18 protein-coding genes are annotated in these 15,523 nt (G+C 68.4%); 10 read left to right on the top strand and 8 right to left on the bottom strand.

What is annotated here, in order from left to right:
* Nucleotides 1-83 precede the first annotated feature (83 nt).
* Together ABZ345_RS12505 and ABZ345_RS12500 are read right to left on the bottom strand one after the other, a co-directional pair.
* The gene (locus ABZ345_RS12505) at nucleotides 84-1,283 is read right to left on the bottom strand and encodes an MFS transporter (RefSeq protein WP_359846319.1); all 1,200 of its coding nucleotides are present in this window, start codon (nucleotides 1,281-1,283) and stop codon (nucleotides 84-86) included.
* Nucleotides 1,284-1,287: 4 nt separating this feature from the next.
* The gene (locus tag ABZ345_RS12500) at nucleotides 1,288-2,280 is read right to left on the bottom strand and encodes an ABC transporter substrate-binding protein (RefSeq protein ID WP_359846316.1); all 993 of its coding nucleotides are present in this window, start codon (nucleotides 2,278-2,280) and stop codon (nucleotides 1,288-1,290) included.
* A 79-nt stretch (nucleotides 2,281-2,359) separates the two neighbouring features.
* Between ABZ345_RS12500 and ABZ345_RS12495 the strand changes: the two genes are divergently transcribed.
* The 4 genes from ABZ345_RS12495 (at nucleotide 2,360) to ABZ345_RS12480 (ending at nucleotide 5,401) form a co-directional block, all read left to right on the top strand.
* Entirely contained in the window at nucleotides 2,360-2,707 is a 348-nt protein-coding gene (locus tag ABZ345_RS12495) for a hypothetical protein (RefSeq protein ID WP_359846313.1), read from the top strand.
* A gap of 97 nt (nucleotides 2,708-2,804) precedes the next feature.
* Nucleotides 2,805-3,872: a PLP-dependent cysteine synthase family protein gene (locus tag ABZ345_RS12490; protein ID WP_359846310.1), complete on the top strand. Its 1,068-nt coding sequence runs from the start codon at nucleotides 2,805-2,807 to the stop codon at nucleotides 3,870-3,872.
* Nucleotides 3,869-5,050, top strand: a complete 1,182-nt coding sequence (locus tag ABZ345_RS12485; protein WP_359846308.1) for an MFS transporter — start codon at nucleotides 3,869-3,871, stop codon at nucleotides 5,048-5,050. Before ABZ345_RS12490 ends, ABZ345_RS12485 begins: the two co-directional genes overlap by 4 nt.
* A gap of 33 nt (nucleotides 5,051-5,083) precedes the next feature.
* Nucleotides 5,084-5,401 carry a hypothetical protein gene (locus ABZ345_RS12480; protein WP_359846305.1) on the top strand — a complete coding sequence of 106 codons (318 nt, stop codon included), beginning with the start codon at nucleotides 5,084-5,086 and terminating at the stop codon, nucleotides 5,399-5,401.
* Between the two features lie 55 nt (nucleotides 5,402-5,456).
* Here the strand turns inward: ABZ345_RS12480 and ABZ345_RS12475 are convergent, their stop codons facing one another.
* Nucleotides 5,457-5,687: a hypothetical protein gene (locus ABZ345_RS12475; protein ID WP_359846302.1), complete on the bottom strand. Its 231-nt coding sequence runs from the start codon at nucleotides 5,685-5,687 to the stop codon at nucleotides 5,457-5,459.
* Nucleotides 5,688-5,776: 89 nt separating this feature from the next.
* Here ABZ345_RS12475 and ABZ345_RS12470 point away from each other — a divergent pair, with 89 nt between their 5' ends.
* Both ABZ345_RS12470 and ABZ345_RS12465 read left to right on the top strand, forming a co-directional pair.
* Complete coding sequence (locus ABZ345_RS12470) at nucleotides 5,777-6,748, top strand: C40 family peptidase (protein WP_359846299.1); 972 nt, start codon at nucleotides 5,777-5,779, stop codon at nucleotides 6,746-6,748.
* 264 nt (nucleotides 6,749-7,012) lie between these two features.
* Nucleotides 7,013-7,957: an NlpC/P60 family protein gene (locus tag ABZ345_RS12465; protein ID WP_359846296.1), complete on the top strand. Its 945-nt coding sequence runs from the start codon at nucleotides 7,013-7,015 to the stop codon at nucleotides 7,955-7,957.
* A 409-nt stretch (nucleotides 7,958-8,366) separates the two neighbouring features.
* On the opposite strand, the gene ABZ345_RS12460 is transcribed toward ABZ345_RS12465, so the two are convergent.
* From ABZ345_RS12460 to ABZ345_RS12450, 3 genes are all read right to left on the bottom strand, one after another.
* Nucleotides 8,367-8,669 carry an iron-sulfur cluster biosynthesis protein gene (locus tag ABZ345_RS12460; protein ID WP_359846293.1) on the bottom strand — a complete coding sequence of 101 codons (303 nt, stop codon included), beginning with the start codon at nucleotides 8,667-8,669 and terminating at the stop codon, nucleotides 8,367-8,369.
* Nucleotides 8,670-8,775: 106 nt separating this feature from the next.
* Entirely contained in the window at nucleotides 8,776-9,420 is a 645-nt protein-coding gene (locus ABZ345_RS12455; protein ID WP_359846290.1) for a hypothetical protein, read from the bottom strand.
* 99 nt (nucleotides 9,421-9,519) lie between these two features.
* On the bottom strand, nucleotides 9,520-10,479 hold the full coding sequence (locus ABZ345_RS12450; protein ID WP_359846287.1) for a zinc-binding alcohol dehydrogenase family protein: 960 nt from the start codon (nucleotides 10,477-10,479) through the stop codon (nucleotides 9,520-9,522).
* Between the two features lie 23 nt (nucleotides 10,480-10,502).
* On the opposite strand from ABZ345_RS12450, the gene ABZ345_RS12445 reads away from it, so the two are divergent.
* From ABZ345_RS12445 to ABZ345_RS12430, 4 genes are read left to right on the top strand one after another with little or no spacing between them, the layout of a single operon-like run.
* A complete protein-coding gene (locus ABZ345_RS12445) occupies nucleotides 10,503-11,204 on the top strand; it encodes a VIT family protein (protein ID WP_359846284.1) in 702 nt (233 codons plus the stop codon).
* 24 nt (nucleotides 11,205-11,228) lie between these two features.
* Nucleotides 11,229-11,471 (top strand): hypothetical protein, encoded by a 243-nt coding sequence (locus ABZ345_RS12440; protein ID WP_359846281.1) that lies wholly within the window; start codon nucleotides 11,229-11,231, stop codon nucleotides 11,469-11,471.
* A gap of 7 nt (nucleotides 11,472-11,478) precedes the next feature.
* Nucleotides 11,479-12,156, top strand: a complete 678-nt coding sequence (locus ABZ345_RS12435; protein WP_359846278.1) for a beta-phosphoglucomutase family hydrolase — start codon at nucleotides 11,479-11,481, stop codon at nucleotides 12,154-12,156.
* Nucleotides 12,153-14,477: a glycosyl hydrolase family 65 protein gene (locus ABZ345_RS12430; RefSeq protein WP_359846275.1), complete on the top strand. Its 2,325-nt coding sequence runs from the start codon at nucleotides 12,153-12,155 to the stop codon at nucleotides 14,475-14,477. The genes ABZ345_RS12435 and ABZ345_RS12430 overlap by 4 nt, the downstream gene beginning before the upstream one ends.
* Here ABZ345_RS12430 and ABZ345_RS12425 read toward each other — a convergent pair.
* Together ABZ345_RS12425 and ABZ345_RS12420 are read right to left on the bottom strand one after the other, a co-directional pair.
* Nucleotides 14,474-14,809, bottom strand: coding sequence for a hypothetical protein (locus ABZ345_RS12425; protein WP_359846272.1), 336 nt, complete (start codon nucleotides 14,807-14,809; stop codon nucleotides 14,474-14,476). The genes ABZ345_RS12430 and ABZ345_RS12425 overlap by 4 nt on opposite strands.
* A 2-nt stretch (nucleotides 14,810-14,811) precedes the next feature.
* On the bottom strand, nucleotides 14,812-15,510 hold the full coding sequence (locus ABZ345_RS12420) for an SDR family oxidoreductase (RefSeq protein WP_359846269.1): 699 nt from the start codon (nucleotides 15,508-15,510) through the stop codon (nucleotides 14,812-14,814).
* Nucleotides 15,511-15,523 lie beyond the last annotated feature (13 nt).

The raw sequence follows: 15,523 nt of genomic DNA, 5'->3' as shown, positions 1-15,523 counted from the left end.
TGCGCGACCGACGCCGTCGTTGCAGCTAGTAACAGTGAAACAACAAGGACAGCAATGCGTTTCCCCCACATCGCCTTCTCCCCTCAAGAGGCTGATTCCCACTCAACACCTCTTTCCCGTGAAGCGGCAACCACCCAGCCCGACACGAGCACCCCCGCGCCACCGCTGATGATGAACGTCAGCTGCGGTCCGACCGCGTCCAGCAACAGACCACCGCCGATGTACGAAACCGCTGCGGCGACACCGACTCCGCCGTAGAAGTTGCCGAACACCCTGCCCGTCCGGTCACCGGGCACCAGCCGCTGGATCAACGTGGAGTGCGCGACGTCCATCGCCGCGATGCCCAGTCCGCGCACGGCTTGCAGCGCGAACGCCGACGCCACGCCCCACGCGAGACCGGTGAACAGATCGCCCGCGCTGCTGATCACGAACCCGGTGACGAGCAACGCGACCATGCTCATCCGCGCCGATCCCCTGGCCAGCAAGGCGAACCCGGTCAGCAGACCAATGCCCACCGCGCCGAGGACGACACCCGCCGCGCTCTGCGACTCGCCGAACACCACGACGGTCAGCTGCAGCACCGCCACGTCGTCGATGGCCGTGCACGTGACGACACCGCAGAAACCGAGGAAGAGGATCCGCAACGCCCGATTGCGCCAGATCTCCCCCAGGCCTTCCCTCGCGTCGGCGAAAACTGACGCTCCTGAGTCTGCCTGCACCATCAGCCTCGGCAGCCGCAGCAACAACAACGCGGACACACCGAACGAAGCAGCGTCCACGAGCAGCACGCCGCGGGTGTCCAGGAACGTCAGCAGTGCGGCGGCGAGGAACGGGCCGATCACGTCGGCGCTGTTGGTGCCGAAGCCCAGCGCGGTGTTCGCCTGCGCGAGATCCTTCTCCGCCACCAGACTCGGCACGGCGGCCCGTGACGCCGGAATGAAGATCTGGCCGATCACAGCCCGCAGACCCACCAGCGCGAGCAGGATCGGCAACGGCGGCAGGGTGAACGCGATGACCGCCAGCAACACGCCCTGCGCGACCTCGCAGACGATCATGACAGTGCGGCGGTCGAACCGGTCGCTGATCACCCCCGTGAGCGGGCTGATCAGCGACGGCACGAAGTGACCCGCGAGCAGCAGGGCGGCCACCGCGACGGCCTTGCCCAGCACGGACTGCACGTACAGCATCAGCGTGACGAGGCTGAGCGCGTCCCCCACGACAGAAACGACCCGTGCGGTGCTGAGCACGCGCAACGGGCCGTTCTCCTTCAGAAGCGTCAGCACACGGTCATCGTGCCAACACTTGTTCGAGCTGGTCAGCCAATTTATTCATGATCTTGGCGTAGGAGGCGTAGCTCAGCGGCGCGACCGCGTTCCACTCGACGAACCGGTTGGCCTGCACGGCGGGCAGCCCCTGGAAGACCGGGTGGCCCTCCTTCATCTTCTCCGGGTTCAGCACGTGCGCGCGGGTGTCCCACATGATCACGTGCTCTTTGTAGGTGCCGGAGTTCTCCCACGACAGCGACTGGAAGTAGCCGCCGCCCTCGGTGTCGGGCCGCTCCGGCGTGAGCAGCGGCAGCCCGAGTTCCTTGGCGTACCAGTCGAGATCCGGGTTGCGCGCGGGCACGGCGACGTAGAACAGCTTCGGGTCCGCGCCGACGACCTGGATCTTCTGGCCCGCGTCCGTCATCTTCTTGCCGACGGCCTTGAGCCGGTCCGCGGCCTTGGTGAAGTCGGCCTCGTCCGCCTTCACCTCCGCCGAGTCGACGTCGGCGCCGAGAGACTTCGCGAGCTCGCGGAACCGCTTGATCCCGTCCGGCAGCTGGATCTTCGACTGCCCGATGCCCACGGTCGGGGCGATCTTGAGCACCTTCTCCTCGAACTCCGCGGTGAGATGCCAGAGGCCGGTGACCTCCGGGTAGTGGCCGGCGACGACCAGGTCGGCGTTCAGCGCGGCGAACTTCTCGAAGTCGATCTCGCCGTAGCCGGGGCCGGTGATGTCCGTGACCTGGCTCGGGTCGACGCTGCCGGCCTCGGGGTCGGTGCTGCCGTCCGGACGTTTGAGCGGGCCGAACGTGCCCACGACGTTGATCCCGTAGTCCTTGAGCGCACCCGCGGCGGACACCTGCGCCACGACGCGCTCCGGCCGTTTCGGTGCGGTGACCTCCTTGCCGCGGTCGTCCTTGAACGACCACTGGCCACCCGACTGCTCCGCTGGAGCGTTCCCACCGCACCCGGCCACCAGGCCGAGCAGCAGAACCGCGGCGACTGTCCTGCGCACCTGTCCACCTCCTGAGATTAGGCTTACCTAACCTAACAGGACGCTTTACAAGATCCGCTACACCGGTAGGTTGGTGACCGTGCGGAATCACTTGACGACAGGGCGTGGGTTCGCCGTCGTCGTCGCACTGATGCTCATCGCGACGTTCGTGCTCTACCCGGCATGCCCGCCGGAGCCCGACCACCACGGTGCGTTCACGCCGGGCATCTCCGGGGAGTTCTGCCACCACGGCGACACCCACCACCTGTCCCCCGCCGCACCCGCCCCGGCCGCCGTTCAGGCCAGCGCTGCCTCCTTCGCACTGCCGGACGCCGACGACGTGCCCGTCACGCGTCCCGCCGCCACAGCGCAGTCCTGTCCGCGGCGCGCCGGGCACTCCCGCTCGGGGCGCACAGTGCTGCTCGACCTCGGCATCTCCCGGACGTAGGCCGCCGCCTTTCGCGCGAAACGACAGGACTTCTCGTGGTCCTGTCGCGTTGTCGCGCGCTCCCGAACCGGCCTGTCACTTATCTCGAGGGACTCCCATGTCTGTTCCCGTGCTGGACCGCAACACGCCCGCGGGCATCGTCGGCAACACGCCCGTGCTGTGGATCGACGAACTCTCCCGCACCTCCTCCTCCGGTTTCTGGGCGAAGCTGGAGAGCGCCAACCCCGGCGGTGGCATGAAGGACCGCGCCGCCCTGCACATGATCGGCCGCGCGCTGGAGCGCGGTGACCTGTCCGCGGACGGCCACGTCGTCGAGTCGACCAGCGGCACGCTCGGCCTCGGACTGGCGCTCGCCGGGGTCGTGCACGGCATCCCGGTGACCCTGGTGACCGACCCAGGTCTGGAACCGATCATCAGGCGAATGCTGCGCGCGTACGGGGCCACGGTGGATCTCGTCGAGAGCCCGCATCCGACCGGCGGCTGGCAGGAAGCGCGACGGCAGCGCGTGGCCGATCTGCTGTCCTCGCTACCAGGCGCCTACTGCCCTGACCAGTACAACAACCCGGACAACGTGGCCGGGTACGCGCCGCTGGCCCACGAACTGGCGGCACAGCTGGGACACGTCGACGTGCTGGTGTGCGCGGTGGGCACCGGCGGTCACTCGGCCGGGATCGCTTCGGTGCTGCGGCAGCACTTCCCGTCGTTGCGGCTGGCCGGGGTCGACGCCATCGGGTCGACGATCTTCGGGCAGCCGGCGCGGACCCGGCTGATGCGCGGGCTCGGCTCGAGCATCTTCCCGCGCAACGTCGACTACCCGGCGTTCGACCAGGTGCACTGGGTGAACCCCGGCGAGGCCGTGTGGGCGTGCCGGACGCTGGCGTCACGGCACTACGCGAGCGGGGGCTGGAGCGTCGGGGCCGTCGCGCTCGTGGCGTCCTGGCTGGCGCGCACTTCTCCCGCGGGCACGCGGATCGCGGCTGTCTTCCCGGACGGGCCGCAGCGGTACTTCGACACGGTGTTCAGCGACGAGTACTGCTCCGCGAACGGCTTGCTGGACGTCGTTCCGGCCGCGGATCCGCTGGAGATTTCTTCTTTGGCAGAGCGTGAAGTGCTGTCGTGGACCATGTGCCGGTCCGTTGTGGACCCTCTGGCGGTGACGGCGTGATCACGCAGTTCCGCTCGTTCGACCGCAGCGTGCAGTTGTTGCTGCTCAACCAGTTCAGCATCAACGTGGGCTTCTACATGTTGATGCCGTACCTGGCCTCGCACCTGTCGGTGACGCTGGCGTTGGCCGGCTGGGCCGTGGGGCTTGTCCTGGGAGTGCGGAACTTCGCGCAGCAGGGCATGTTCCTGATCGGAGGGACGCTCGCGGATCGGCTGGGGTACAAGCCGTTGATCGTGGCGGGCTGTGCGTTGCGGACCGGTGGTTTCGCCTTGCTGGGGCTCGTGGACGGGTTGCCGGCACTGGTGATCGCTTCGGCTTTGACCGGGTTCGCCGGGGCGTTGTTCAACCCGGCCGTGCGCGCTTACGTGGCTGCTGATGCCGGGCCACGGCGGGTGGAGGCGTTCGCTTTGTTCAACGTCTTCTACCAGACCGGGATTCTGGTGGGGCCGTTGATCGGGCTCGCTCTGACCGCTGTGGACTTCCGGGTGACGTGTCTGGTGGCGGCCGGGGTGTTCCTGGTGCTGACCGTGTTGCAGTGGCGGTCGTTGCCTGCGCGTGCCGGTGCGCCCTCGGGTGACTCGGTGCTGGCGGACTGGCGGCTTGTCATCGGCAACCGGCGGTTCGTCCTGTTCGCGGTGGCGATGACCGGGTCGTACGTGCTGTCGTTCCAGGTCTATCTGGCGCTGCCGCTGGCTTCCGGCTCGGCGGTGCTGACGGCAGTGCTGTTCGCCGTGTCGGGGGTGCTGGCGGTCGCGGGTCAGATGCGGGTCACGGCGTGGGCTCGGGCGCGGTTCGGGCCGGATCGGTCGCTGGCGTTCGGCATGCTGGTGCTCGGGCTGGCTTTCCTGCCCGCGATCTTCGGTGGCTGGCCGGGGCTGATCCTGTGCGCGGCCTTGCTCGCGCTGGGGACGATGGTGGTGTTCCCGTTCGAGATGGACAAGATCGTCTCACTGTCGGGCGACCGGCTCGTGGCGACGCACTACGGCCTCTACAACACGGTCGTGGGCGTGGGGATCCTGCTCGGGAACCTGCTCACCGGAATCGCGTTCGACACCGCTGCGCGCGCGGGTGTGCCCTGGGTTCCCTGGCTCGCTCTCACCTCGGTGGGGTTCGGTTGCGCGTGGGCGCTGAAGAAGCTGGCGTCGCGTGTCGATTCGGAGCTCGCTACTTCGACGTGACAGCAGAGGCAGGTATCGGATCGGGAGGACGCCATGATCGCCAATCTCATCGCCACGCTGGTCGAGGAAGACCACGCCGAGGACGACGGCGTGCTGGCGCCTGACGACCGTCTGACCTGCCACGTGCACGGCAGGTGGATCCACCAGTGCGTGGCGTCGCCCGTGCACGTCAACCCGGTCACGCGCCATCGCTGGTGCCGGGGCTGCGACGCCGAGCTGGGCGTGGTGGTCGACGAGCTCTCCGGCGATGTCGCGATGCGCTGCCCCCGCTGTGGGCGCGGGGGCAGCGCCGCCACCGCCCGGCTGATCGCCGCGTGCCGTGCCTCGATCTCGGCACGACGGGCCGCCTGATCGGGTGAGAACGCCCTGGTTCGACCAGCGACGGCGGCTAGGTTGCGGAACGTGTTCAAGGGGGCGCGCCGGTGTTCGCGGTGAGCCGGGTGAAGTGCGCGCCCGACGGGATGCTCGCGAGGTTGTCGCTGGTCTCCGCGTTGCCGGCGAGCTCTCTCCCGGCATCGCCGAAGGCGAGCCGAACCCGGCCGGGAACGGGAAATTCAGCGACGCTTCCGAGTGCTTGCGGGAGCTCGCCGTCGTGCCCGTGGGCGGGCAACGCGGTCAACCGCTGCGTCGACGGCACCGTGTCCGGCCGCTCCGGGAACTGAACCCCGGCGTCCGTTCGGCCGTACGCCTCCTCAGAAGTCCGTTTCCGACTCCTGAGGAGGCCGCGTGTCCGGCCGACGTGCTGCAAGGACAACCGCTCTGGCCGCTGTGGTCGCCGCGACGGTGGTGTCGATGCCCGCGGCGCACGCCCAGCCCGCCGACGACGCGCTCAAGTCCTACACCGACCTGACGCGGGAGGCCGAGAAGCTCACCCAGGACCACCTCAAGGCCCAGAGCGACCTGGCCAGGGCGAACGCGATCGTGGGCGCCGCCACGGAGGCGGAGAAGAAGGCGCTGGCCGAGTCCGAGCAGTACCGCGGCCAGGTCGACGTGCTGACGACGGCGTCGTTCGAGGGCGCGCGGCTCAACAACCTGTCGGCGTTCCTCACGTCGACGTCGCAGCAGGACTTCCTGGAGCGGATGCAGGCGATGAACATCATCGCCTCCGACCAGAACGCCGCCGTGTCGCGGATGAGCGCCAACCTGGACGCGGCGCAGAAGGCGCGCACCGACGCGAGCAAGGCCGCTGCCGCCGCGGAGAAGTTCGCCACGGACGTGTCGACCCGCAAGGTCGCCATGGACCAGCAGGTGACGGCCGCGCGGAGCAAGTACCAGTCGCTGTCCGTGCCGCAGCAGAAGGCGCTGGCCGCCCCCGGTCCCACAGTCAACGTGCAGGTACCGGCGGGCGCTGCAGGGGCGGCGCTGAGCTTCGCGCTGAGCCAGCAGGGCAAGCCGTACGTGTTCGGCTCGAACGGGCCCAACTCGTGGGACTGCTCGTCGCTGACTCAGGCCTCCTACCGGGCGGCCGGGGTGACCATCCCCCGCGTCACCTACGACCAGGCGAAGATCGGCCGCGCGGTGAGTCGTGGCGAGGTCGCGGCGGGCGACCTGATCATCTACTACTCAGGTCAGTCGCACGTGGCCATGGCCGTGAACAACACCACCGCGGTGCACGCGTCCACCGAGGGCGTGCCGGTGAAAACCGCCAGCATCGACTCCATCGGACCCATTTCGGTGATTCGCCGGGTCGTCGGGTGACGCTTCTCTCCCACCCCGCGATAAACCGACGTAGACGACTGTGAGAGCGTGCGGGCCGGTGAACAGTTGAGGACCCGGTGGTAGACGAACACAAGGCCGTTCCGTAACCTGTCCGAGACCTTCGGCCCAGCAGTTAACCCACTCGGGGCACACGCCAAGGTTGCCGCCTCACACGCAGTAGTTCTCGCGGGGCGGCTGCCAGGACAAAGGAGGACCCGCGACGTGGTGTCGCACCCCTCACGCCGTACCGTGCGTGGAGCACTCGTGGCGACCGCAGCGGTCGTCGCAGCAGCCCTCCCCACCGCACCGGCCACAGCACAGCCCTCTCCGACTGACGCGCTCAACAAGTACAACGAGCTGTCCGAGAAGGCTTCACAGCTCAACCAGGACCACCTGAAGGCCCAGGGCGACCTCGCGGCCAAGCAGGGTGAACTGGACAAGGCCAAGGGCGACCTCGCCGCCGCCCAGAAGGCCGAGGAGTCCCTCCGCGGCCACGTCGACCTCCTCACCGAGGCCACGTTCGACGGCGCGCGCTTCAACCAGATCTCCGCACTGCTGGTCAGCGACTCGCAGCAGGACTTCCTCAACCGCATGTCGGCCATCAACATCCTGGCGGCGGACAACGCGGAGTCCTTGAAGAAGCTGACCGACGCCGTCAACGCCGCGGACAACGCGACGAAGACGGCGAACGAGGCCACCGAGGCCTCGAAGAAGCTGCTCGGCGAGATCGAGCAGAAGAAGGCCGACCTCGACAAGCAGCTCGCCGAGGCCAAGGCGCAGTACCAGTCGCTGAGCTCCACCGTCCGCAACCAGCTGGCGAACAACGGCGACATGTCGAACATCTCGGTCCCGCCGGGCGCCGCGGGCCAGGCCGTGTCGTTCGCTCTGGCCCAGCGTGGAGACCCCTACGTCTACGGCGCCAACGGCCCCGACGCGTGGGACTGCTCCTCCCTGATCCAGAAGGCGTACGCCTCGGCCGGTGTGACCATCGGCCGCACCAGCTACGCCCAGGCGGCCGCCGGTCGCGCGGTCAGCCGCAACCAGGTCCAGGCCGGAGACATCCTGGTCTACTACTCGAGCCAGTCGCACGTGGCCTTGGCGATCGACGGCATCCGCGCCGTGCACGCGTCGACCGAGGGTGTGCCGGTGAAGATCGCCGACATCGACTCGATCGGCCCGATCTCGGTCATCCGCCGCATCGCCGGCTGAGTTCGTTCGTTCGTCGGGAGCGCCCCTTGCCTTCGGGCAGGGGGCGTTCTTGTCACTCCAGTGGGTGTCGGGCAACGCTCGGACCGGCGAGACTTCCAGGCCGGCACTGGTTTCCGCTTCGGGCACCCTGATTCCGGCGGCGGTTGACGTCGGCAACCTCGTCCTGTCGGAGAACACCGGCACGGTCTGGCTCAGCGGAACCGACGGCAAGGGTGCCGTGCGGGCCGCGCTGCAGGACGACGGCAACTTCGTCTTCTTGGCGGGCGACAACAACGCGGTCTGGGCGACCTCATCCACCCCGGTCAGGTTCTGGCGATCCCTGACCGCGGAGGCGTCGAAGCTGCTCATCGCGAAACGGGCCGGGCCACTCCGCGTTGAGTGGCCCGGCCCGGTTCGCTGGTCAGGCTGCTCAGGTCGGCAGGTCCTGGCGCGCGATCGCGAAAGCCGGGTTGCCCTCCGCGTCCTCACGCACGTCCAGCACCTTGTCCTCGAGGTACTGCGCCGCCGCCGGCTCCATGATGACCTTGGCGCCCGCGTCGGCCGTCACGACCTGGTCGCCTTCGGCGGCTTCGCTCAGCGACAGTTCGAGGGCCGCCTGGCTGTCGTCGTCGGCGGCCACGGAGAAGCGCAGACCGACGCTGTCGTTGGTGGCGGCTGACTGTGAGGTCAACTCGTTGATGACCTCAGCAGCCACCGGCGTCACTTCGAGCATGTCGGGCCCTTCAGGCAGGAAACAAGAAACTCATCCGGTGTTCCCGGCACCGGACAGCTTCAACCACCGTCCACCGAAGAGGCTGACAAGACGCAGGTGAACGGGCCTAGGCGACGCGGTGGGCCTGGCGTGTCACCTCGTTTCGGACGTGGCCGCACATCGAGCAGACGCGGGGCACCGGGATCAGTTCGGCGACCAGGCGCCACGAGTCGGCGAACGACGGGGCCTCCTGGCCCGGCACGAGCAGGCTGTCGAGCGCCTCCACGCGGCGGCGGCCCTTTTCGCGGCTGCGTTCCACCGGGTCGCGGCGGTGGGCCAGGGCGCGCGACTCCGCCCGTGCCCGCTCGCCCTCGGACCCCAGAGCGGTGCTGGCACGCTTCGAGTTCACCAGGGCGTTGCGGCGGTTCACGCGGAACCACTCGCCCAGCGACATACCGGCTAAAGGCGGGCGGGCGAGGCGGGCGCCGTCCGCGGTCCACACCATCATTCGCGCGCGCAGGAACTCGTGCGCCACCTGCGCGCGCGAGCGTGGCCGGCCCTGGCGGGTGCCGTCGGGCCTGGTGTCGACCGCCACCAGGACGGCGTCGACGCTCCAGCCCGCCTTGAACCACGGCTCGAGGGTGCGGCGCACCCAGCGGCGGTCGGCGTCCGGCCAGGAGGCGCGCTCGCACAGCGACTCGACGGCGATGTCCACGTCGGCATCGGTGGTAGGCACCACGCGGCCCGGCCAGCGACGGGGATCGATCTGCATCTTGACCTACCTCCTACACCCACAGACGAACACCTGTTCGACATGGTGCCACGGAGGTCTGACAAAAACTGAACACCTGGCACCTGACCAGGCACAACGTCATGCCACCAGCACTGCCGCACCGGTCACGCGACCCGCCCGGAGGTCCGACAGAGCCAGGTTCGCCGCGGAAAGCGCGTACGGCTGCACCGCGACCGACAGCCGATGCGAGGCGCAGAACGACAGGAACTCGGCGGCGTCGGCTCGCGTGTTCGCGGTGACCGACCGGACCTGCCGCTCCTGAAACAGGTGCCGCGAGTACGACAAACCCGGCACATCAGACAAGTGGATCCCGGCGATCGCCAACGTCCCACCCCGGTCCAACGCCTCGAGAGCAGGCGGCACCAACATCCCCACCGGCGCGAACAGCACCGAGGAGTCCAACAGCACCGGCGGCACGGCCTCCGAAGCCGAAGCCGCCCCCAGGGACACCGCCAGCTCCCGAGCCGAAGCAGACCGGGTCACCACGTGCACCTCGTACCCACGAGCCACCGCGACCTGCAGAGCCAGGTGCGCCGACCCACCGAACCCGTAGATCCCCAGCCGCCCGCCGTCAGGAACGCAGGCACGCTGCAAAGCCCGATACCCGATGATTCCCGCGCACAACAAAGGCGCCAAAGCCTCGGACGAATACCCGACGGGCAACCGAAGCGCATATGCAGCCGGAACAACCGCATATGACGCATAACCGCCGTCAGCGTCCCACCCCGTGTAAAGCGATGACGGGCAAAGGTTCTCGGAGCCGCGCAGACAGAAACGGCAGGACCCGCACGTGTGCCGCAACCACGCAATCCCGACGCGTTCCCCCACCACGAAGTCGCCCGCGGCGACAACAACCTCACCCACGACCTGATGCCCCGGCACGACCGACGCACGATGCACGGGCAGATCCCCGTCCACGACGTGCAGATCCGTCCGGCACACCCCGCAAGCGAGCACCCGCACCAGCAACTCCCCTGGTGCCGGTGAAGGCACCGGCAGGTCCGCGAGACGCAGCGGCGTGGTCTGCCACGAAAGCATGATCCCCAGGTTAGCCTCCGAAAATGACGCACCACGAGCCCCACGACGAGGTCACCGGCGACCGGATGAACTGGCTGCGCGCGGGTGTTCTCGGCGCGAACGACGGCATCGTCTCGACGGCCAGCCTCGTAGTAGGTGTCGCGGGTGCGACGACCGACAGAGCCCAGATCCTCATCGCGGGCCTCGCGGGCCTCTTCGCCGGCGCGATGTCCATGGCCAGCGGCGAGTACGTGTCGGTCAGCAGCCAGCGCGACGCCGAACGGGCCCTGCTCGCCCAGGAAAGCCGCGAGCTGCGGGACATGCCCGAGCAGGAACTCGAAGAGCTCACCGAGATCTACGCGAACAAGGGCCTCGACACCGAGACCGCCCAGGAGGTCGCCAAGCAGCTCACCAAGCACGACGCCCTGGCCGCCCACGCCGAGGCCGAGCTGCACATCGACCCGGACGGGCTCACGAACCCGTGGGGCGCCGCCATCGCGAGCTTCGTCAGCTTCACCATCGGCGCCCTGCTCCCCCTCGCCGCGATCGCCCTGACCCCGACCGGCCTCCGCGTCCCCGTCACGGTCGTGGCCGCGATCATCACCCTCGCCCTCACCGGCTTCGTCAGCGCGAGGCTCAGCGGCGCGAACAGGCAGCGCGCCATCATCCGCAACGTCGCGGGTGGACTGATCGCCATGGGCGTCACCTACGCGATCGGTTCCCTGGTCGGCCAAAGCATCGGATAGCGCCGAACGGGGTACAGCTCTGCCATGAGCGATGAACGCGGTGCGTACGTCTCCGAGGACACAGACGACTTCGAGGCCCTCGACGAGGACAACATCAAGCACGACCCGCTGGAGACCGAGCCGGAAGAGGGCTGGGCCGAGTCCGACAAGTACGGAATGACCGAGTACGAGCAGGCCCACCCGCGACCGCTCGACGAACGCCTCAAGGAAGAACGACCCGAACAAGAACTGCCAGGAGAACGCGGCGAGGACGAGACAGGTGCATGATCGAAGCATGAGCCTCGGCATCCCGGAGAAGATCACGGCGTTGCTGTTCGACCTCGACGGCGTGCTCACGAGCACCGCGGTCCTGCACCGCAAGGCGTGGAAGCAGACGTTCGAGAGCATGGGCCAGCCGTTCAGCGAGCAGGACTACCTCGCCTATGTGGACGGCAAGCCGCGCTACGACGGCGTCCGCAGCTTCCTCGCCTCCCGCGGCCTCACGCCGTCCGAGGACGAGGTCCGCCGCATCGGCGACCAGAAGAACGACCTGGTCAACCAGATCATCGACGAGGAGGGCATCACGCCCTACCCCGCGTCGGTCCGCTACCTGCAGGCAGCGCGACAAGCCGGCATCCCCATCGGCGTCGTCACGTCCTCGGCCAACGCCATGCGCGTGCTGCGCGCGGGCGACCTTCTGGACTACGTCGACGCATTGGTGGACGGCAACGTCATCACCGAGTTGAACCTCCAGGGCAAACCGGCACCCGACTCGTTCCTCGAAGGCGCGAGAAGGCTCAAGACGGCGCCGGAGAACGCCGCGGTGTTCGAAGACGCGCTCGCGGGCGTCAAAGCCGGGCGCGACGGCGGTTTCGGCTTCGTCGTGGGCGTCGACCGCGGCAACCAACGAGACGCCCTCAAGTCCAACGGCGCCGACCAGGTCGTCGACGAGCTCGACGAGCTGCTGTCATGAGCTACACGATCGAGCCGTGGGCGCTGCGCTGGCAGGGCCTCGCCGTCGACCAGCTGCACCGCACCGAGTCGACGTTCGCTCTGGCCAACGGCCACATCGGGCTCAGGGGCACCCTCGACGAGGGCGAACCGCGCGGCCTGCCCGGCTGCTACCTCAACGGCTTCTACGAGGAACACCAGCTGCCGTACGGGGAAGCGGGCTACGGCTATCCCGAGGCCGGCCAGACGGTCGTCAACGTCACCGACGGCAAGATCATCCGGTTGCTGGTCGAGGACGAGCCGCTGGACATGCGCTACGGCGACGCGATCGAGCACGAACGCGTCCTCGACTTCCGCTCCGGCACGCTCCGCCGCCGCACCGTGTGGGAGTCGCCGACAGGCCGTCGTGTGATCGTGCGCAGCGAACGGCTCGTGTCGTTCACGCAGCGCGCGGTCGCCGCCATCCGGTACGAGGTCGAGCCGATGGACGACGTGCAGCTCGTCGTCCAGTCCGACCTGCTCGCGAACGAGCCGGTCATCCACCGCACCAACGATCCCCGCGTCGCCGCCGCACTGGACGCCCCGCTGGTCAACGACTTCACGATGGCCGAGAAGTCGCGGGCCGTGCTGTGCCACCACACCAAGGTGTCCGGTCTGCGCATGGCCGCCGCGATGGACCACGAGATCGAGATCGCCGACGGCGTCGACCCCCGCACGGAGATCCACGCCGAAGCCGACCTGGCCCGCTACACCGCGGCCGTCGACGTCCCCGCGGGCAGCTGCCTGAAGCTCACCAAGTACCTGGCCTACGGCTGGTCCGGAAAGCGTTCCACCCCAGCGCTTCGGGCCCAGGTCGAGGCCGCGCTCGCCGGTGCCTGCCAGACCGGCTGGGACGGCCTGGTCAAGGAGCAACGCGCCTTCCTCGACGACTTCTGGCAGGTCGCCGACATCGAGATCGAGGGCGACGACGAACTGCAGCAGGCGATCAGGTTCGCGTTGTTCCACATCCTGCAGGCCGGTGCCCGTGGCGAGTCCCGTGCCATCCCCGGCAAGGGCCTCACCGGACCCGGCTACGACGGCCACGCCTTCTGGGACACCGAGATGTTCGTGCTCCCGGTCCTCACCTACACGCTCCCGGACGCGGCCCGCGACGCGCTGCGGTGGCGTCACTCCACTTTGGACAAGGCCCGCGACCGCGCGCAGGTGCTGGGGCTCAAGGGCGCCGCGTTCCCGTGGCGGTCGATCAACGGCGCCGAGTGCAGTGCGTACTGGCCCGCGGGCACGGCGGCGTTCCACGTCTCCGGCGACGTCGCCTACGCCACGCAGCAGTACCTCAACGCGACCGGCGACGAGGACTTCGAGCGCGACGAAGCCACCGAGATCCTCACGGAGACAGCACGTCTGTGGATGTCGCTCGGCCACCACGACCGGCACGACGGGTTCCGCATCGACGGTGTGACGGGCCCGGACGAGTACTCGGCGATCGTCGACAACAACGTCTACACCAATCTGATCGCCCAGCAGAACCTGCGTGCCGCCGCCGACGCCGCGCAACGCCACCCGGACAAGGCGAACGCGTCGGAGGAGGAGATCGCCGAGTGGCGCAGGGCCGCCGACGCGATGGCGATTCCGTACGACGAGATGCTGCAGGTGCACCCGCAGGCGGACAACTTCACCAGGCACGACGAGTGGGACTTCGAGAACACCCCGGAGGAGAAGTACCCGCTGCTGCTGCACTTCCCGTACTTCGACCTGTACCGGCGCCAGGTCGTGAAGCAGGCGGACCTCGTGCTCGCGATGCACGTGCGCGGTGACGTGTTCACCCCGGAGGAGAAGGCTCGCAACTTCGCCTACTACGAGGCACGGACGGTGCGCGACTCGTCGTTGTCAGCGGGCACCCAGGCTGTGCTGGCCGCGGAGGTCGGCCACCTCGGCCTGGCGTTCGACTACCTGGTCGAGGCCGCCTACACCGATCTCCACGACCTGCACAACAACGTCAACAACGGCCTGCACATGGCCTCGCTGGCGGGCGCGTGGATGGCTCTGGTGGCCGGATTCGGCGGGATGCGCGACCACGGCGGCGAACTGACCTTCGCGCCGCGGGTGCCCGAGGCGCTCACCCGGTTCTCGTTCCGGATGGCCTTCCGGGGCACCAGGATCTCGATCGACGTGTGCGAGACCGAGGCCACCTACCGGATCGTGGACGGCACCGAGTTCAGGACCAGGCACCACGGCGAGCCGATCACGATCACGGCGGACACCCCGGTGACCATGCCCATCCCGAAGGCTCCCGAGCTCGAACGACCGAAGTCGCCGTTCGGCCGGGAGCCGCGCAGGCACTAGCCGAGCCGGGAGACCTGGTAGTGCGCTATCAGGTCTCCCTTGATCAGCACGCTCAGCTTCACGTTGATCGTCGGCCGGTCAGCGAACGAGAAATCGACGTCCAGATAACCGAGCACCAGATCGTCGGCGAGCTGACGCGTTTCCAGCACTTCGTACTCGGCTTTCATCCCGATGGGCTGCGAATCGTAGTACTCGGCGACCGCCGCCCGGCCCACGCCATAAGGGTGCAAGCCCTGAAAAATCGCATCTGAGGTGAAGTTCGACGCCACGCGCTCGGGTTCGTGCGCGTCCACGGCGTCCTTCCACCGGTCCATCACGTCGGTGATGCTCATGGTCAGTGCCCCGCGCTCTGGCCGCCGTCGACGTGCAGGATCTCGCCCGTGACGAAGCCGGCCTGTTCCAGGAAGGTGATCGCGTCGACGACCTCGTCGATCTCACCGATGCGGCCGACGGGGTGGAGTCCGGCGAGGGCGTCGTGGGTCTCGGGGGCGTGCATCGGCGTGCGGATGATGCCGAGCGCGACCGTGTTGAACCGGATGTTCCGCGTCGCGTACTCGATGGCCAGCGACTTGGTGACGGCGTTCAGACCGCCCTTGGTCAGCGACGCGAGTGCGGCCGGGACCGCGGACAGCGCGTGGTCGACGAGCGTCGTGGACACGTTCACGACGTGGCCGCCGTTCTCGAGCATCGCCCCGACGGCGCCGCGGGTGATGTCGAAGAACCCGACCAGGTTCGTGTTGGTAACGTTCGCGAAGTCCTCGTCGGTGTACTCGGTGAACGGCTTGGCGACGAAGACACCCGCGTTGTTCACGAGGCTGTCGACCCGGCCGAACCGCGCAAGCGCTTCCCTCACGACCCGCGCGCCCTCTCCCGGCTTCGACAGATCGGCCCGGATCGCCAGCACCTCGGGATCATCAGAAGAACCGATGGACCGCGAGACCGCCACGACCGAATAGCCGAGCTTCCGATAAGCCGGGACGAGTGCCGCGCCGATTCCCTGGGACGCACCCGTGACGATGGCAACCTTGGTCATTTCCTGACTCGCT

The sequence above is a fragment of the Lentzea sp. NPDC005914 genome (assembly GCF_040629405.1).
Taxonomy (GTDB): domain Bacteria; phylum Actinomycetota; class Actinomycetes; order Mycobacteriales; family Pseudonocardiaceae; genus Lentzea.
Note: the sequence above shows the minus strand (reverse complement) of the source record. Positions and strands in the feature narration are given on the sequence as shown.